The organism is Microbacterium songi (assembly GCF_042747925.1).
Lineage (GTDB): Bacteria > Actinomycetota > Actinomycetes > Actinomycetales > Microbacteriaceae > Microbacterium.
Map to the genome: position 1 here is coordinate 708128 of NZ_JBHZIE010000001.1, position 16005 is coordinate 724132.

Genomic DNA, 16005 nt, shown 5'->3' on the forward strand with positions numbered 1-16005 from the left:
CACGCGGGGCGTGGCATCATGGCGCCATGCCCGAGTCTCCCGAGGTGCAGGCACTTGCCGAGTTCGTCTCCGGCAGAACCGTCGGCCGTGTGATCCGGAGCATCGACATCCGCCTGCCGAAGGCTCTGAAGACCGACGCCACGTCCGTCGAGACGGTCATCGGATGCCGGATCGCGGGCGTCGTCCGCCACGGAAAGATGCTCGACGTGGTGCTCGAGAATGAGGACGCCATGCGGCTGCACCTCGTCGTGCACTGGGGTCACGACGGTTGGCTCCTGTGGCACGACACCGTTCCCGAAGGAGATCGGCGTTCCGGTGAAGCGACGCTGATCGCCCGTGTGCGGCTCGACGACGGATCGGGGTTCGACCTCACCGACGACGGTCAGTGGAAGGGACTGTCCGTCTTCGTCGTCACGAAGGTGGAGGACGTTCCGGCGATCGCCAAACTCGGCCCCGACCCCCTCGACCCGTCATTCACCGTCGAGCGATTGTCGGGTCTGCTCTCCGGTCGACGAAAACAGCTCAAGGCGCTGCTGCAGGACCAGACGACGGTAGCGGGGATCGGCAATGCCTACTCCGACGAGATCCTGCACGCCGCGCGGCTCTCGCCCGTGGTGCACGCCGCCGCGCTGACACCGGACGAGGTGGTCCGACTGCACGCAGCCGCTCGCGCGGTCCTGTCAGAGGCCGCACATGCGCGTCGCGGTCTTCCGCCCGAAGACCTGAAGGACGACAAGCGGGCGACGATGCGGGTGCACCGTCGCGCGGGCGAACCGTGCCCGGTGTGCGGCGACACCATCGTCGAGTTCGCCTTCTCGGGTGCTGCTTCCCAGTGGTGCCCGACCTGCCAGGGAGGGGCGGGGGTTCCGACCCCGTAGCGTCGACGACTGTGCTGTCCGGTCCGGTGGGACCGATCCGCCCGCCGCGAGATCGTCAGGCGTCGGCCTGCTCATCCTCTTCCGGCTCGAAGTGCGTGGGCTCCCCGGTGTGGCCGGCAGCCACGCCGTTCGGGTGCGGGGGAATCGTCCCGTCACCGCCGAGGCCGCCGGGCTTGGGAGTCGCCTTGTCGTCTTCGTGGTCGGACGTGTTGTCGAGATCGCCGTTGGTGTCGCTCATGATCCGACGGTAGTCCGACGAAGACGGGGGTGCGATGGGGTTGCGTCCTGCCCGACGGCGTACTAACTCCTCCGTCGTCATGGGCGACCGGCGCAGGAAAGGACACACGACGGTCGACAGAACGTGTTCGAGTCGACGCCCGGGCGCGCCGGGCGGTCTAGCCTGGTCTCATGTCGAATACTCAGGCGAACCCCGTGCAGACGCTTCAGCCCCTTCCCCCGGTATCGGAGGAGCAGAATCTCCTCACCCCGGAGGCGTCCGGCTCGTGCTGCGGAGGCGGCGCCTGCTCGATGTGAGCTGAGCGCATCCGGATCCGCCCACAGGGGAGGTCCGGGCCGCTCGCTCCGACCGATCAGTGGGCTATCGGGGCAGCTGCACCGGTGTCCGCTGGCTTCCGGACGAAGAACGACCCGGCGACGGCGAAGAGCGAGAGGATCGCTCCGACCACGAACGCCGAACGGACCCCGGCCGCCTCGGCGGAGACGGCGTCCAATCCGACGGCTGTGCTCGACGCCGAGACCCCGGACATGACGGTGATGAAGATCGCGATGCCCGCCGCCCCGGCGACCTGCTGGACCGTTCCCACGATGGCACTCCCGTACGAGTAGAACCTCGGCTCGAGCGAGCCGAGGGACGCGGTGAACAAGGGCGTGAACGACATCGCGAGCCCCAGTGAGAGCACCACCTGGGCGGCGACGATGACCCACACGGGGGTGCTTTCCCCCACCGTCGTGAAGAACCAGAGCATCGCGCTCGCGAGGATGGCGCCCGGGACGATCAGGATGCGCGTGCCCCGCTGGTCGTAGATGCGCCCGATGACGGGCCCGGTGACGCCCATGATGAGTGCCCCCGGCAGAACGATCAATCCGGTTTCCAGCGGGCTCAACAGCAGAACGCGCTGAAGGTACAGCGGCAGGATCGTGATCGCGCCGAAGAAGGCCGCAGACAGGATGAACATCTGCGCCATCGCGAAGGAGAAGTTCGCCGACCGGAACACCCGCAGATCCAGCAGCGCCTGATCGTCTCGCTGCAGGCGCAGTTGGCGCCAGATGAAGAGCGTGAGCGAGACCAGGCCGACCAGGAGCGCGATCACCAGCGAGACGGTGGCCGTGGATGCCGCCGCAGCCGCTGCGGCGTCGCCGCCGTGTGCGGAGGCACCACCGATCTGGCTGAGCCCGTAGACGATGCCGCCGAAGCCGAATGCCGAGAGGACGATCGACAGCGGGTCGATCGGTGCGCGGCGGGTCTCGCCCACGTTCGTGACCCACTTCGCGCCGATCAGGAGCATCGCCACGGCGATGGGCAGGACGATGCCGAAAAGCCACCGCCAGTTGAGCGTCTCGAGGACGACACCCGACAGTGTCGGACCGATCGCGGGGGCCACCGAGATGACGACGGAGACGCGCCCCATCATGCGACCGCGCGCGTGGATCGGAACGAGGGTCATGATCGTGGTCATCAGAAGGGGCATCATGATGGCCGTGCCCGACGCCTGAATGACACGACCGACGAGCAGAACCTCGAAACCGGGCGCGAGCGCGGCGGTGAGCGTGCCCAGCGAGAACAGCGTCATGCCGCCGATGAACGCCTGCCGCGTCGTGAAGCGCTGCAGCAGGAACCCGGTGATGGGGATCACGACGGCCATGGTCAGCATGAACGCGGTCGTGAGCCACTGCGCTGCCAGCGCCGTGATCGACAGATCGGTCATCAGGTGCGGGATCGCGACGTTCATGATCGTCTCGTTCAGGATCACCACGAACGCGGCACCCAGCAGCAGCCAGATGACGCGCGAATCCTTCGCGCTGATCGCGGATCGAGTGTTCGCGGCGTTCGCCGTGCGAAGGCTGTCGGTCTCGGCAGTCATCGGAGTCCCATCGGTGCGTCGGCCGGAGTCGGCACTTCCAACGTAACGGCGCGCGCCGACATCTGATTCCCGCGCCGGGTGAAACGATCGGCTCATGGCAATGCTCTCGGGTCCGATCGGGCGGCTCATCGCGGGAACGGTGGGCGGGATCGCGGTGGGATGCGTGATCGGCGGCCGGTGGGGACTCGCCGCGGGCCTGCTCGCGGGGTGGGGGACGGCGGCCACGGTGATCTTCGTATGGATCCTCTGCGTGGTGTGGCCGATGGGGGCCGAGGCGACGCGCACCCACGCCCGCCGCGAAGACCCGGGTCGGCGGTTGGCGCGTCTCATCGCGGTGATCGGGAGCGTGGCCAGCCTCGGGGCGGTGGCGGCGGTGCTGCTGCAGTCGAACGATCTCGGGCGCGGTGATCAGTTCCTGCTCGCGGGCATCGCCCTGGTGAGCGTGGTGTCGTCGTGGGCGCTCATCCAGATCGACTACATGCTGCGCGTGGCCCGGGTGTACTACGCCGAACCGGTGGGAGGCATCAGCTTCAATCAGGACGAGGACCCGATGTACACCGATTTCATCTACTTCGCCGTCGGCCTCGGTCTGACCTACCAGGTGTCCGACACCAACGTGCAGACCAACGCCCTTCGGCGGATCGTGATCGCGCAGAGTCTGCTCGCCTATCTCTTCGGAGCGGTGATCCTCGCGTCGGTGGTCAACCTTGTGGCGGGCCTCAGCTGACCAGCGCCCGCTCTGCGGCGGTCACGACGCGGCGTCGAGCTTCATCTCGGGGCATGTTCCGCCGGGAGCCGTGGCCAGTTCGTAGTGCCACCGTTCGTTGGCGTACGTCTGGCAGATGCCGTAGGCGGGGCCGTGCTCCATGAGCCAGAATTGGGCATCGATCGGCCCCACGTCGACGGCGTCGCCGGTCACGTGGCTCGAGCGCTCCGGAGTGGCGACGTACTGTCGTGCGACCTCTTCACTGGCGTAGAGCTCGACGGCGTCTTCGAACAGCCAGCGCTGGTAGCCGGTGCTCCGCCAGCCGCTCGTCACGTACAACGAGATCCCGTCAGCGGCGGCATCCCTCTCCGCCTGTCTCAGTGCGTCGCGGAGGGATCGGTTCAGACGCGCGACCGCGGGCACATCGTCGTCGTCGATCGTGACGACCATTCCCTCGGCGATGAGCCCGTCGGTCGCGCTCGGCGAGAACGGCGCGGCCACGGCGGCGAAGGCGCCTTGCACCAGCAGCAGTGCGACTCCGGCGAGGCCCGCCGAGATCACGGCGCCGAGAACGACGAGGAGGAAGGGCAGGCGACGCCGTGACGGCTGAATGACGGATGTGGGGAGCGAACGCGATGACATGCAGGCCATTTCACGCGGACGGCTGTTGCCCGGACGTACGCGCAAACGCATACGTCGCCGATATGTCGCGCGTCCTACGCTGGGGAGATGCGCGTACTGATCGTCGAGGACGAGGTCTTCCTCGCCGAGGCCATCCGAGACGGGCTCCGCCTCGAGGCGATCGCCGCCGATCTCGCGCATGATGGGGAGGCCGCGCTCGAGCAGCTCGCCGTCAACTCCTACGACGTCGTCGTGCTCGATCGCGACATCCCCCCGCCGAACGGCGACGAGATCGCCCGTCGGCTGGCGAGTGCGCAGCGGAGTCCGCGCGTACTGATGCTCACCGCCGCGGATCGGCTCGACGACAAGGCGCGGGGCTTCGAGAGCGGAGCGGACGACTACCTCACGAAGCCGTTCGCGATGCGTGAGCTCGTCCTGCGGCTGCGTGCCCTCGACCGACGAACTGCGGCGGGAACGCCGCCGATCCTGGAAGTCGCGGGGGTGCGGCTCGATCGATTCCGGCGCGAGGTGTTCCGTGACGATCGGTTCGTGTCGCTCACCCGCAAGCAGTTCGCCGTGCTCGACGTCCTGATGACGGCTGGGGGCGGCGTCGTGAGCGCCGAAGACCTTCTGGAACGCGCGTGGGACGAGAACGCGGACCCGTTCACGAACGCCGTCCGCATCACGATCTCGACGCTGCGCAAACGTCTGGGGGAGCCCTGGGTGATCGAGACGGTGTCGGGCGTCGGATATCGGATGACGACATGAGCGGGCGCCGCCTGGGTGCTCGGCGACCGGGACTCTCGATCCGCGTCAAGCTGGCCTCGAGCTACGCGGCCTTCCTCGTGGTGGCCGGGATCGCGCTGTTCATCGTGGGGTTCCTGCTGCTTCGCTTCGTCCCCGACGGCAACCTGTCACTGGACGGCGGCTCATGGGCGCCGAATCGTGGCGACCTCCTCGAGGTGTTCGTGCGCTACGCCTGGTGGGCGATGGCCCTGCTGGCCGCGATCGGGCTCGGCGGCGGCTGGCTGCTCGCCGGGGCCGTCCTACGGCCGCTCGATCGGATGACGGAAGGTGCGGCCCTCGTCCGCGACGGCGACCTCGGTCATCGGATCGACCTGGACGGCCGCCGCGACGAGCTCACCGATCTGTCCGACACCCTCGATGCGATGCTCGACCGAGTGCAGCGAACGGTCGACGCGGAGCGGGTGTTCGCCGCCAATGCCTCGCACGAACTCCGCACTCCCCATGCGATCATCCGCACCCTGGTCGAGGTCGCGCAGGCGGACCCCGGCGGCCGCGACGTCGAGCTGCTCCTGCGGCGTATCGCCGCGACGAACGAACGGGCGATCGCCTCCGCCGAGGCGCTTCTCACGATCGCGCGGGTCGAAGGGGGCGGTGCCCTGCGGACGGCGCCCCTGGATCTCGCCGCGGTCGTCTCCGACACGATCGAGGAGTCGAAGGCGGATGCCGCGGCCCGCGGCATCGCGCTGACGGCGTCCATCGAGCCGTCCGTGGTGAACGGTGACTGCGTGCTCCTGCGTCAGCTCGCGTCGAACCTGCTCGGCAACGCCCTCGCACACAACGTCGACGGGGGCTGGGTGCGCGTCGTGCTGTCCACGGCGGGGGTGCTGACCGTGTCCAACGGAGGACCGGTGCTGTCCGGGGACGTGGTCGCGACGCTCACCGATCCGTTCGTCCGTGGCGCCGGACGGGCGCGCACGGCGGGTGGTCACGACGGGGCGGGCCTCGGGCTCACGATCGTCGCCTCGATCGTCCGAGCGCACGCCGGCACGCTGTCCGTCACCGCGCCCGCGTCCGGCGGCCTTCACGTGCGGGTCGACCTCGCCCGCTGACGACCGCGTGGGAGAGCAGTCGCCATCACGCGCGGAACCGTCACGACGGCCACACCCACGGCCGCACCGACGGTGTTCCAGAGAATGTCGTCGGTGTCGGGCACGCGACCGGGGACTGCTCGCTGTGCGATCTCCACGGCCGCCGACAGGGCGAGCCCGGCCGCGATCGGGAGCGGCCACGCTCGCGGGCTCAGCAGCAGTGCGAGCAGCGCACCGAGCGGCACGAACAGGAAGAGGTTCAGGACGATCTCCGCGTCGCCGTAGCCGATGGCGACGCGGAGCGGCGAGGTCGCCGCGTCCATCGCGCCCATGACCGCACCGCGGGCGGGACCCACGATCGATCGGGGCGCCAGCGTGAGGACACCGACCACCGCGACGGTCGCCAGTGCGGCCAGCAGGATGGAGCGCGTCGGCCGGGCGCGCGGGGGACGGGGCATGAGCAGACCTCTTCCGCCGGGACGTCGGAGACCGGCAGGTTCAGTTCACGCGCACCGATGTTGCCGGAGCGTATGCGGAAGGAGAGCTCCCGCGCGTCGCCCTATTCCTGGTCGAGGTGTTCCTCGTCGGCGGGCTCGTCCCACTTCTCCGACCCGATCGCGTCGGTGGGATGGGGGACGAGCTCCTCCTGCTCGACGTCTGTCGGCAGCGGGCTCAGCAGCTCCTCCTGCGGGACCGCCTGAAGCTCGTCGATCTCCTCGCGGAGTGCCTTCAGATCTTCGCCGTCGAGGGGCTGTTCGGGTGTGCTGGCCATGCCGCGAGCCTAGCGGGCGCTGCGCCGTCGGCGCCGGATGTCCGAGTGCGGGGATACGCTGACCGGATGAGCATGGGCATGCGCGGTGGACGCGGCGGTGGTGGGGGCGGCCGCCTGGTCGACCCGAAGGCCCAGAGGGCCGAGAACGCCGCCGCACCCAAGATCCCCGATCTGGGAGCGCGGGTCGTCTCCCTGTTCCGGCCCTACAGCGGCCGGCTCACCGTCACCGGCATCCTGGTCGTCATCAGCGCGGCGCTGGGGGTCATCCCCGCGCTCGTGATCGAGCGCATCTTCGACGACGCCCTGTTCCCTGCGGAGGGGGGACCGCAGCTCGGTCTGCTGATTCAGCTCGTGGCCATGATGGTCGGCCTCTTCGTGGCCTCGTCGGGGATAAACATCGTGCAGACCTGGCTCACGTCGTCCGTGGGCAACCGCATCACCGGCGACCTGCGCCTGCGTCTGTTCTCCCATCTCCAGGAGATGGATCTCGCGTTCTTCACCCGCACGAAGACCGGCGTCATCCAGTCCCGTCTGCAGAACGACGTCGGCGGGGTCGCCGGCGTGCTGACGACGACGATGACCAGCATCCTGGGCAACCTGGTGACGGTGATCGCGTCGCTCGTGGCGATGATCATCATCGATTGGCGCCTCACGATCATCGCGGTCATCACTCTGCCGATCCTCGCGCTCGTGCAGCGGCGCGTGGGCATCGTGCGTGCGCGCATCGCCGCCGAGACGCAGGAATCGCTGTCCGAGCTGACGGCCATCACGCAGGAGACGCTGAGCGTGTCGGGCATCCTGCTGTCGAAGTCCTTCAACCGGCAGCGCACGGAAGAACGACGGTATGCCTCGGAGACCGCGAACCAGGTGCGGCTGCAGGTGAGCCAGACGATGAGCGGCCAGTGGTTCTTCGCCGTCGTCGGCGTCCTGATGTCGTCGGTACCCGCCGTGATCTACCTGGTCGCCGGGTTCCTCCTCACCGGCGGGAGCACCGACATCACCGCGGGAATGATCGTCGCCTTCACGACCGTGCAGGCGCGACTGCTGTTCCCGCTGATGGCGCTCATGCGTGTCGCGCTCGATCTGCAGACATCCAAGGCACTGTTCGCGCGCATTTTCGAGTACCTCGATCTGAAGCCCGCGATCACCGACGCACCCGACGCCATCGACGTCGCCGATGCACCCGGCGAGCTGGGGACGATCGAGTTCCGTGACGTGATCTTCCGCTACCCCGACGCGTCTCCCGACGCCCGCCCGACGCTGGGCGGCGTGTCGTTCGTCGCCGCGCCCGGACAGCATGTCGCGTTCGTGGGCCCGTCCGGTGCCGGGAAGACGACCGTGCTCTACCTGACCCCCCGCATGTACGAGGCGTCCGAGGGGCACGTGATGTTCGCCGGGGCCGACGTCCGCACGCTGCGACGGGCAGCGATCATCGACCACGTCGGGATCGTGTCGCAGGAGACCTATCTGTTCCACGCCACCGTCGCCGACAACCTCCGCTACGCGAAACCGGACGCGACGGACGCCGAGCTCGAGGCCGCCTGCCGCGCCGCGAACATCCACCATGTGATCGTCGGTTTCGAGCAGGGCTACGACACCATCGTGGGAGAGCGCGGCTACCGCCTCTCCGGTGGGGAGAAGCAGCGCATCGCGATCGCCCGGGTGCTGCTCAAGGACCCACCGGTCCTTCTGCTGGACGAAGCGACGTCGGCGCTCGACACGGTCTCGGAGCGCGTGGTCCAAGAGGCATTGGATGCCGCGGCTCGCGGCCGCACGACACTGTCGGTCGCGCACCGGCTGTCGACGGTGATCCACGCGGACGTCATCCATGTCGTGGACGGCGGACGGATCGTGGAGTCGGGCACGCACGCCGAGCTCATCCAGGCGGGCGGGCTCTACGCGGAACTCGCCGCCGAGCAGATCGCGGCGACGAAGATCCTGCAGGCCGAGGAGACCCAACCCGCGGCGGACCACCCCGAGCGGCGCGCGGACGCCGCGCCCGACGCCCCCGCAGGACCCCCTGTCCTGGTGCCGGAGACGACCGGTGCGCTCCTGTTCTCCGACGCTCCCGAGGCGCACGGACCGGGGATGCTGGGAGAGCAGGCCGCGCCCTGGCCGGAGCTGCCGCAGACATCGGGTCGCGAGCGCTGACGGCCCGTCGCCGAGCCGCGCGCTGCAGGCGCAGCGGTCGGTCGGCCCGGCGCCGACCCACGCCGGCGTCTACCAGAGCAGCGCGGCCGATACGTCCTCGGACGTCGGGCGCGGAGCGGGTGACGGGCGGTCGTGGAGAGTCCGGACGAAGTCTGCGAGGAGACGGCGGTACGCGGCATCCGGGTGTCCCTGCGCGATGCGCACGAGGGGCGGGACGTCCATCGTGAGGATCAGTTGCACCCGCGACTCCGCGGCGTCCACATAACCGGCCGCATCGAGTACGCCGATACCGCCGGCCATGGCCGAGAGGTAGTCGCGCAGAACGGGGAGCTCATCCTTGCGCTGGGTGATCGACGAGCCGTCGGCGCGTTCCCGCCAGTGGACGAGCACGTCCGGGATGACGTCGAAGGCCCGCGCCTTCACGTACATCTGCTGCGCCACGACCTGGTCCTCGTAGAGCGCGCCCTCGGGGAAGCGCAGTCCGGTGCGCCCCCAGAAGTCGTGTCGCGAGAGCTTCGACCAGGCGACGATGTTGCCGGATGCGTCGGGGTGCGTACGGAGCGTCACGCCGACGCGCTCGGGGTCGGTGGCCGCAGAGACCCACGGCTGCACCGTGCCGGCGGTGTAGCCGCCGCCTCCGTGCGGACGCAGCCGCACGTAGGCGCCGGCGACGAAATCGCTCCCCGTCCGGGCGAGGGTCTCGACCAGGCGGGCGAGGGCGTCGGGTGTGAGGCGATCGTCGGCGTCGAGGAAGCCGACGTAGGTCGTGTCCACGAGGTCCAGGCCCGTGTTCCGCGCCGCGCCGAGGCCCGCGCGTTCCGCGTGGTGCACCACGCGGAATCGGGGGTCTCGGTCCGCTGCTGCGTCGAACACCTCTCCGGTCCCGTCGGTCGACGTGTCGTCGACCAGTACGGCCGTCCACGCACGGAACGTCTGCGCGCGCAATGAGTCGAGCGCTTCCTGCGCGTATTCGGCGACGTCGTGGCCCGGGACGATGAAGGTGACCGTCGGTCGGCGCTCCGAAGTCATCGCGACGCGTGCACGCCGGCGACGGACGCCACGGACGCGGCGACGGCGTCCGCGACGCCGTCCAGGGATTCTCGGAGCCCGTGCGGGAAGCTGAACCGCACCGCCGTCTGCGCGACCTCGGCCGGAACGCCCATCGCGAGAAGCACATGGGAGGGATCGTCGCTCCCCGCCGCGCACGCCGATCCGCTGGAGGAGACCACCCCGCGACGCTCCAGCTCGAGCAGCACCGCCTCGCCGCTCGTGCCGGCGAACGTGAAGCTCGCGGTGCCGGCGAGACGGTGCTCGGGGTCGCCGGTGAGCCGGGCGGCCGGCACATCGGCGAGCACGCGCGCGATGAAGCCGTCGCGGAGTGCCTCGATCCGACGGGCGTCCTCCTCGCGTTCGGTCTCGGCGAGTTCCAGCGCCGTCGCGATCCCGACCGCACCGGCGACGTCCTCGGTGCCACTGCGCCGCCCGCCCTCCTGCCCGCCGCCGTGCATCAGGGGCTCGAGCGGCACGCGCCCGCGCACGCCCAGGACACCGCTGCCCTTGGGCGCGCCGACCTTGTGCCCTGCGATCGAGATCGCGTCGTAGTGCAGGAGTCCGGCGGACAGGGGCAGCCACCCTGCGGCCTGCACGGCGTCGACGTGCACCGGGATGCGGCGTGCGCGGGCGGGCGCCGCGATGGCCGCGACGTCCTGCACCGTACCGACCTCGTTGTTCGCGTACCCGAAGGTGATGAGCGCGGTGTCGTCGCGGAGGGCTGCCGCCACAGCATCCGGGTCGATCCGTCCGTGCTCGTCGACGTCGACGTACGACACCTCGAAGCCGTGCACCCGTGCCAGGTAGTCGACCGAGCCGAGCACCGATTCGTGGCCCGTCCGCGTCGTGACGACGTGTCCGGCATCCCGGCCCAGCTGAGCGGCGATCGAGATGCCCTTGATGGCCAGATTGTTGGACTCCGTGCCGCCGGATGTGAACACGACGTCGCCCTGCCGCATGCCGAGGACCCGCGCGACGCGTGCGCGCGCGTCGGCCAGCGCCTGCGCGGCCGCCTCGCCGACGGTGTGGTGACTCGAGGGGTTGCCGAACCACCGCGTGAGGAAGGGCATCATCGCCTCGAGTACTTCCGGGCGCACGGGCGTGGTCGCGGCGTTGTCGAGGTAGAGCATGCTCATGATGGCTTCCTATTATCCGCCTATGCGTGTGATCCGCAGATCGAGTGCGAGATCGAGGGCGCGCGCCGAATGCGTCAGGGCTCCGACCGAGATGACGTCGACCCCGGTCTCGGCGATCGCCCGCACGGTGTCGAGATCGACGCCGCCGGACGCCTCGACCGTCGCCCGGCCGCGCACCTGTGCGACGCCGGTCCGCAGGTCGTCGAGCGAGAAGTTGTCGAGCATGATCGTCCCGATGCCTGCGGCGAGGACGTCTTCGATCTGATCGAGACGATCCACCTCGACCTCGACGTGCGTGGTGTGCGGGAGGCTCGCGAGGGCTTCGCGCAGCGCCTCCGTCACCGACAGACCGCCTTCGGTCAGGACCGCGAGGTGGTTGTCTTTGGCCATCACGGCGTCCGACAGGCTGTACCGGTGGTTGCGGCCCCCGCCGCTCTGTACGGCGTGCCGCTCGAACGCCCGCAGTCCCGGCGTCGTCTTGCGGGTGTCGACGATGCGCGCCCGCGTTCCGGCCACTTCCCGGACGTAGCGCGCCGTCAGCGTCGCGACACCCGACATGCGCTGCGCGAAGTTCAGCCCCACCCGTTCGGCGGTGAGGACCGACCGCGCGGGCCCCGCCACGGTCGCGAGCACGGTGCCGCTCTCGTACTCGGTTCCGTCCGCGACGAGCAGCTGCACCTCGACCCGCGGGTCTGTCAGGCGGAAGGCCGCGGCGAACACCTCACCGCCGCTGAACACTCCGCCCTCCCGCCCGATCAGATCAGCGGTGGCGACGGCGTCGGCGGGGATCAGCGACTCGCTGGTCAGGTCACCCCACGGCGCGTCCTCCTCGAGGGCGGCGGCGACGACGCGATCGAGCGTGGCTCGGGTCAGCATCAGACGACCTCCGTCCGGAGCGCCGCGCCCCCGAAGAACGCGGATGCCTCAGCATCCGTGTCGGCCGTCTCCGGCGCGTCGCGGCGGAAGTGCGCACCGACCGACGTCGGCCGCGCCTGCGCCGCGGCGACGAGTCGTTCGGCGACGAGCAGCAGGTTCTCGTCCTCGAACTGGGCTTCGGTCTGCGGGCTGCGCGTCTCGGCCCGCCACCGGGCGATGACGGACGCCGCGTCCGAAAGACCCTGCGCATCGCGGACGAGTCCGGCGTCCTGCCACATCAGCTCCTGCAGCGCCGCGCGGCTGAACGCGGGAGCGTGGCGTCCCGGAGTGGACGCCGCCGGCGCCGCCGAGGCGCTCGCGTGCGGGGACGGGGCGGACCAGGTGCCGGATGCCGCATCCTCCGCGATCACTTCGCCCGCGCGGGCGCCGAAGACGGCTCCTTCGAGGAGGGAGTTCGATGCCAGGCGGTTGGCGCCGTGGACGCCCGTCCGCGCCACCTCGCCGACCGCGTAGAGCCCGGGGAGGGTGGTGCGGCCGTACAGGTCGGTGTCCACTCCGCCCATCAGGTAGTGCGCGGCGGGGGTCACGGGGATGGGTGCGACGGCCCAGTCCAGCCCGCGGTCGCGCACCGCACGGTCGATCGTCGGAAAGCGACGGGCCAGGAACTCGGCGCGCTCCGTGACGGTCGCCCGCAGGCCCGTCGCGTCCAGGAGGACGGGAGCCCCGCCCTGCGCCTCCATCTGTCGCGCGATCGCCCGCGCGACGACGTCGCGCGGCGCGAGCTCGCCGTCGGGGTGCGCATCGAAGGCGAACCGCCGACCGTGCGCGTCGACCAGGGTCGCGCCCTCGCCTCGCACGGCCTCGGAGACGAGGAACGCCTCATCCGAGCCGGGTGCGGCGTCGATCGCGGCGCCCGGGGTGGGGATCGACCCTTGCAGCACGGTCGGGTGGAACTGGAAGAACTCGAGGTCGCTCACCGCCGCACCCGCCCGCAGTGCGGCGGCGATGCCGTCGCCGGTCGCGACCGGAGGGTTCGTGGTGTGGGCGTAGAGCTGCCCCGCGCCGCCGGTGGCGAGCACGACGGCGTCCGCACGGACGATCTCCCGGCGGCCCTGTACGCCGGGCGCGTCGCCGATGAGCAGGTCGACCCCGTAGACGCGGCCGCCGGTCGGGTCGATCATCAGGTCCACGAGGAAGGCGTGCTCGATCACGCGCACGTCGCTCGCCCGGAGCCGGGCGACCAGGGCCTTCTCGATCGCGGTACCCGTGGCATCCCCGCCCGAATGCAGGATGCGCGGGTACGAGTGCGCCGCCTCCAGGCCCTTCACGAACGCGCCGTCGCCGTCGCGGTCGAACGCCACCCCGAGGTCGATGAGCTCGCAGATGCGCTCAGGTCCTTCCTCGACCAGCACACGCACGGCGGCGGGATCGCTGAGCCCGGCGCCGGCGGCGAGGGTGTCGCGCACGTGGTCTGCCACCCGGTCGTCGTCGAACATCACACCGGCGATGCCGCCCTGCGCATACCGGGTGTTGGCGTGCTCGAGGACGTCCTTCGTCACGAGCGTGACGCGGCACCCGCGCACGACGGCGTGCAGGCCGACCGTCAGCCCGGCGATGCCGCTGCCCACGACGACGACGTGAACGGGTGCGGTGCCGGACGTGCTCACGAGAGCGACTCCGCGGTGATCCTGGGCGCCTCGGGGGGCTTCGCCGCCAGCATGCGCTCGAGAGCGACTCTGGCCGGATCGGCGACGTCCGCCGGCACGACGATGCGGTTGCGTACCTCTCCCGCCACGAGGCCCTCGAGAACCCACGCCAGGTAGCCCGGGTGGATGCGGTACATCGTGGAGCACGGGCACACCACCGGGTCGAGACAGAAGATCGTGTGCTGCGGGTGCTCGGCCGCGAGGCGCTGCACCAGGTTCACCTCCGTGCCGATCGCGAAAGTGGCGGGCTCGGTGGCCGCCTGAATGGCCTTGCGGATGTAGTCGGTGGATCCCGCCTCGTCTGCGGCGTCCACGACCGCCATCGGGCACTCGGGGTGCACGATGACACGGACGTCCGGATGCTCCGCCCGTGCCTTCTCGATCTGTTCGACCGTGAAGCGGCGGTGCACGGAGCAGAATCCGTGCCAGAGGATGACGCGCGCGTCGGCGAGGTCGCTCTCGTCGTTCCCGCCGAAGGGCTTGCGGGGGTTCCACATCGGCATCTGCGCGAGCGGGACGCCCATCGCCTTCGCCGTGTTGCGCCCCAGGTGCTGGTCGGGGAAGAAGAGCACGCGGCGACCGCGCTCGAACGCCCACTCGAGCACCGTACGCGCGTTCGACGAGGTGCAGACGATCCCGCCGTGCCGACCGACGAAGCCCTTGATCGCCGCGGACGAGTTCATGTACGTCACGGGGATGACGGGCACCAGACCGTCGGCATCCGGGGCCTCGAGGTCGCCGTACACCTCCTGGAGCTGCTCCCAGCACTCTTCGACCTGGTCGATGTCGGCCATGTCGGCCATCGAGCAGCCGGCCGCGAGATTCGGGAGGATCACCGCCTGGTCGGGTCCCGAGAGCAGATCGGCGGTCTCGGCCATGAAGTGCACTCCGCAGAACACGATGGCCTCGGCCGTGGTGCGGGCCTTCGCCGCGTTCGCGAGCTGGAACGAGTCGCCGACGTAGTCCGCGTGCGCGATCACCTCTTCGCGCTGGTAGAAGTGCCCGAGCACCACGACCCGCTCGCCCAGCGTCTGCTTCGCGACGCGGATGCGCTCGTGGAGTTCGTCCTCGGATGCTTCGCGGTACGAGGCCGGAAGCTCGCCCTGCCGCGGCGAGCCGGTGGGGATGACGTCGCCCATCGAGGAACCCGGTCCGTAGCCGGGACGGACATCGAAGGTCCACGGCCCGTCGGCAAGATCGGTGTTGCACGTCTCGGCGACGGAGGCGCCGGCGACGATCGCCTGGATCTCGTGGTCGACAGAGGGGTCTCGGGGGAGGGGCTGGAGCGTCAGCGAGGTCAGGGACATGTCAGCACGTTCTTTCGGGAAGAGGACGTCAGTGTGCGGTGGCGACGGGACCGCGATCGGCGAGTTCGACGTCACGGTTGTAGCGGTAGAGGCGAGCGGGCCGGTGGCTGCCGGTGCGGAAGCCGCCGGTGCGGATGAGGGTGTCGGAGTTCTCAGCCTGTCGACGGAAGTTCGCCGGGTCGAGGCGACGATCGAGGATCGACTCGTACACCTCGCGCAGCTCGGCGAGGGTGAACTCGTCGCCCAGGAGCCCGTGCGCGATCCGGCTGTAGCCGACCTTGTTGCGCAGGCGCCAGAGCGCATACTCGATGATCTGGCGGTGGTCGAAAGCGAGCCCGGGAAGGGCCGCCGCATCGAACCATGCGACGTTCTCCTCGGCGTCGGCCGGCCCGTTGTCCGGGCCGCCCGCGGTGTCCTGCACCTCATCGGGCCGCAGCAGCGCCCAGTAGACGATGGACACGACGCGGGTCGGTGAGCGGTCCACGTCGCCGAAGGCGTAGAGCTGCTCGAGGTAGCTCGGGGAGAGTCCCGTCGTCTCGGCGAGTGTGCGGGATGCCGCGGCATCCAGGCTCTCGGCGATGTCGAGCCAGCCGCCCGGCAGTGCCCACAGGCCCTCATGCGGATCGCGCGTGCGGCGCACGAGGGGAAGCGACACCGTGGGGACGTCGTCGGGACGGTCGCGGCGCAGTGTGAAGATCACGGTCGAGACGGCCACGCGCGTGAGATCGTCGGCGGCGGGTTCGACCGCTGCCGAGCCCTGTGGGGCCGTGGGACCGGAGGTTTGTGTCATATCGACCTTTACTGTCGGAAGCGAGCTTAGTGTCCCCGTGACCAGAAGGGCAACTCCATCCACGTGTACAGGCCG

Annotated in this window: 17 protein-coding genes; 6 read left to right on the forward strand and 11 right to left on the reverse strand. The window is 70.0% G+C overall.

Annotated features, from left to right (window positions below; genetic code table 11):
* Nucleotides 1-26 precede the first annotated feature (26 nt).
* Nucleotides 27-878: an Fpg/Nei family DNA glycosylase gene (locus tag ACFM35_RS03640; RefSeq protein ID WP_378838432.1), complete on the forward strand. Its 852-nt coding sequence runs from the start codon at nt 27-29 to the stop codon at nt 876-878.
* A gap of 55 nt (nt 879-933) precedes the next feature.
* Here the strand turns inward: ACFM35_RS03640 and ACFM35_RS03645 are convergent, their stop codons facing one another.
* Nucleotides 934-1116 carry a hypothetical protein gene (locus ACFM35_RS03645; protein ID WP_378838434.1) on the reverse strand — a complete coding sequence of 61 codons (183 nt, stop codon included), beginning with the start codon at nt 1114-1116 and terminating at the stop codon, nt 934-936.
* A gap of 170 nt (nt 1117-1286) precedes the next feature.
* On the opposite strand from ACFM35_RS03645, the gene ACFM35_RS03650 reads away from it, so the two are divergent.
* Nucleotides 1287-1412 (forward strand): hypothetical protein, encoded by a 126-nt coding sequence (locus tag ACFM35_RS03650; protein ID WP_378838436.1) that lies wholly within the window; start codon nt 1287-1289, stop codon nt 1410-1412.
* Between the two features lie 56 nt (nt 1413-1468).
* Here the strand turns inward: ACFM35_RS03650 and ACFM35_RS03655 are convergent, their stop codons facing one another.
* Nucleotides 1469-2980 (reverse strand): MDR family MFS transporter, encoded by a 1512-nt coding sequence (locus ACFM35_RS03655; protein WP_378838438.1) that lies wholly within the window; start codon nt 2978-2980, stop codon nt 1469-1471.
* A 94-nt stretch (nt 2981-3074) separates the two neighbouring features.
* On the opposite strand from ACFM35_RS03655, the gene ACFM35_RS03660 reads away from it, so the two are divergent.
* Nucleotides 3075-3707: a DUF1345 domain-containing protein gene (locus ACFM35_RS03660; protein WP_378838442.1), complete on the forward strand. Its 633-nt coding sequence runs from the start codon at nt 3075-3077 to the stop codon at nt 3705-3707.
* 21 nt (nt 3708-3728) lie between these two features.
* Here the strand turns inward: ACFM35_RS03660 and ACFM35_RS03665 are convergent, their stop codons facing one another.
* Nucleotides 3729-4328 (reverse strand): M15 family metallopeptidase, encoded by a 600-nt coding sequence (locus ACFM35_RS03665; protein ID WP_378838445.1) that lies wholly within the window; start codon nt 4326-4328, stop codon nt 3729-3731.
* Nucleotides 4329-4415: 87 nt separating this feature from the next.
* Between ACFM35_RS03665 and ACFM35_RS03670 the strand changes: the two genes are divergently transcribed.
* Both ACFM35_RS03670 and ACFM35_RS03675 read left to right on the forward strand, forming a co-directional pair.
* Nucleotides 4416-5075 (forward strand): response regulator transcription factor, encoded by a 660-nt coding sequence (locus tag ACFM35_RS03670; protein WP_378838447.1) that lies wholly within the window; start codon nt 4416-4418, stop codon nt 5073-5075.
* The gene (locus tag ACFM35_RS03675; protein ID WP_378838449.1) at nt 5072-6163 is read left to right on the forward strand and encodes a sensor histidine kinase; all 1092 of its coding nucleotides are present in this window, start codon (nt 5072-5074) and stop codon (nt 6161-6163) included. Before ACFM35_RS03670 ends, ACFM35_RS03675 begins: the two co-directional genes overlap by 4 nt.
* Here ACFM35_RS03675 and ACFM35_RS03680 read toward each other — a convergent pair.
* A complete protein-coding gene (locus ACFM35_RS03680; RefSeq protein WP_378838452.1) occupies nt 6136-6600 on the reverse strand; it encodes a VanZ family protein in 465 nt (154 codons plus the stop codon). The two genes, ACFM35_RS03675 and ACFM35_RS03680, sit on opposite strands and share 28 nt — an antisense overlap.
* 101 nt (nt 6601-6701) lie before the next feature.
* Nucleotides 6702-6914: a hypothetical protein gene (locus tag ACFM35_RS03685; protein ID WP_378838454.1), complete on the reverse strand. Its 213-nt coding sequence runs from the start codon at nt 6912-6914 to the stop codon at nt 6702-6704.
* Between the two features lie 72 nt (nt 6915-6986).
* On the opposite strand from ACFM35_RS03685, the gene ACFM35_RS03690 reads away from it, so the two are divergent.
* The gene (locus ACFM35_RS03690) at nt 6987-9065 is read left to right on the forward strand and encodes an ABC transporter ATP-binding protein (RefSeq protein WP_378838663.1); all 2079 of its coding nucleotides are present in this window, start codon (nt 6987-6989) and stop codon (nt 9063-9065) included.
* A 69-nt stretch (nt 9066-9134) separates the two neighbouring features.
* Here the strand turns inward: ACFM35_RS03690 and ACFM35_RS03695 are convergent, their stop codons facing one another.
* Genes ACFM35_RS03695 through ACFM35_RS03720 form a run of 6 tightly spaced genes read right to left on the reverse strand, consistent with a single transcriptional unit; the run spans nt 9135 to nt 15930 of the window.
* Nucleotides 9135-10094, reverse strand: coding sequence for a glycosyltransferase family 2 protein (locus tag ACFM35_RS03695; RefSeq protein ID WP_378838456.1), 960 nt, complete (start codon nt 10092-10094; stop codon nt 9135-9137).
* Nucleotides 10091-11245, reverse strand: a complete 1155-nt coding sequence (locus ACFM35_RS03700; protein WP_378838665.1) for a cysteine desulfurase family protein — start codon at nt 11243-11245, stop codon at nt 10091-10093. The genes ACFM35_RS03695 and ACFM35_RS03700 overlap by 4 nt, the downstream gene beginning before the upstream one ends.
* Nucleotides 11246-11263: 18 nt before the next feature.
* A complete protein-coding gene (nadC, locus tag ACFM35_RS03705; protein ID WP_378838458.1) occupies nt 11264-12127 on the reverse strand; it encodes a carboxylating nicotinate-nucleotide diphosphorylase in 864 nt (287 codons plus the stop codon).
* On the reverse strand, nt 12127-13794 hold the full coding sequence (gene nadB, locus ACFM35_RS03710) for an L-aspartate oxidase (protein ID WP_378838460.1): 1668 nt from the start codon (nt 13792-13794) through the stop codon (nt 12127-12129). The genes nadC and nadB overlap by 1 nt, the downstream gene beginning before the upstream one ends.
* Nucleotides 13791-15140 carry a quinolinate synthase NadA gene (nadA, locus tag ACFM35_RS03715; RefSeq protein WP_378838462.1) on the reverse strand — a complete coding sequence of 450 codons (1350 nt, stop codon included), beginning with the start codon at nt 15138-15140 and terminating at the stop codon, nt 13791-13793. Before nadA ends, nadB begins: the two co-directional genes overlap by 4 nt.
* Before the next feature lie 28 nt (nt 15141-15168).
* Nucleotides 15169-15930, reverse strand: coding sequence for an NUDIX hydrolase (locus tag ACFM35_RS03720; RefSeq protein ID WP_378838465.1), 762 nt, complete (start codon nt 15928-15930; stop codon nt 15169-15171).
* Nucleotides 15931-16005 lie beyond the last annotated feature (75 nt).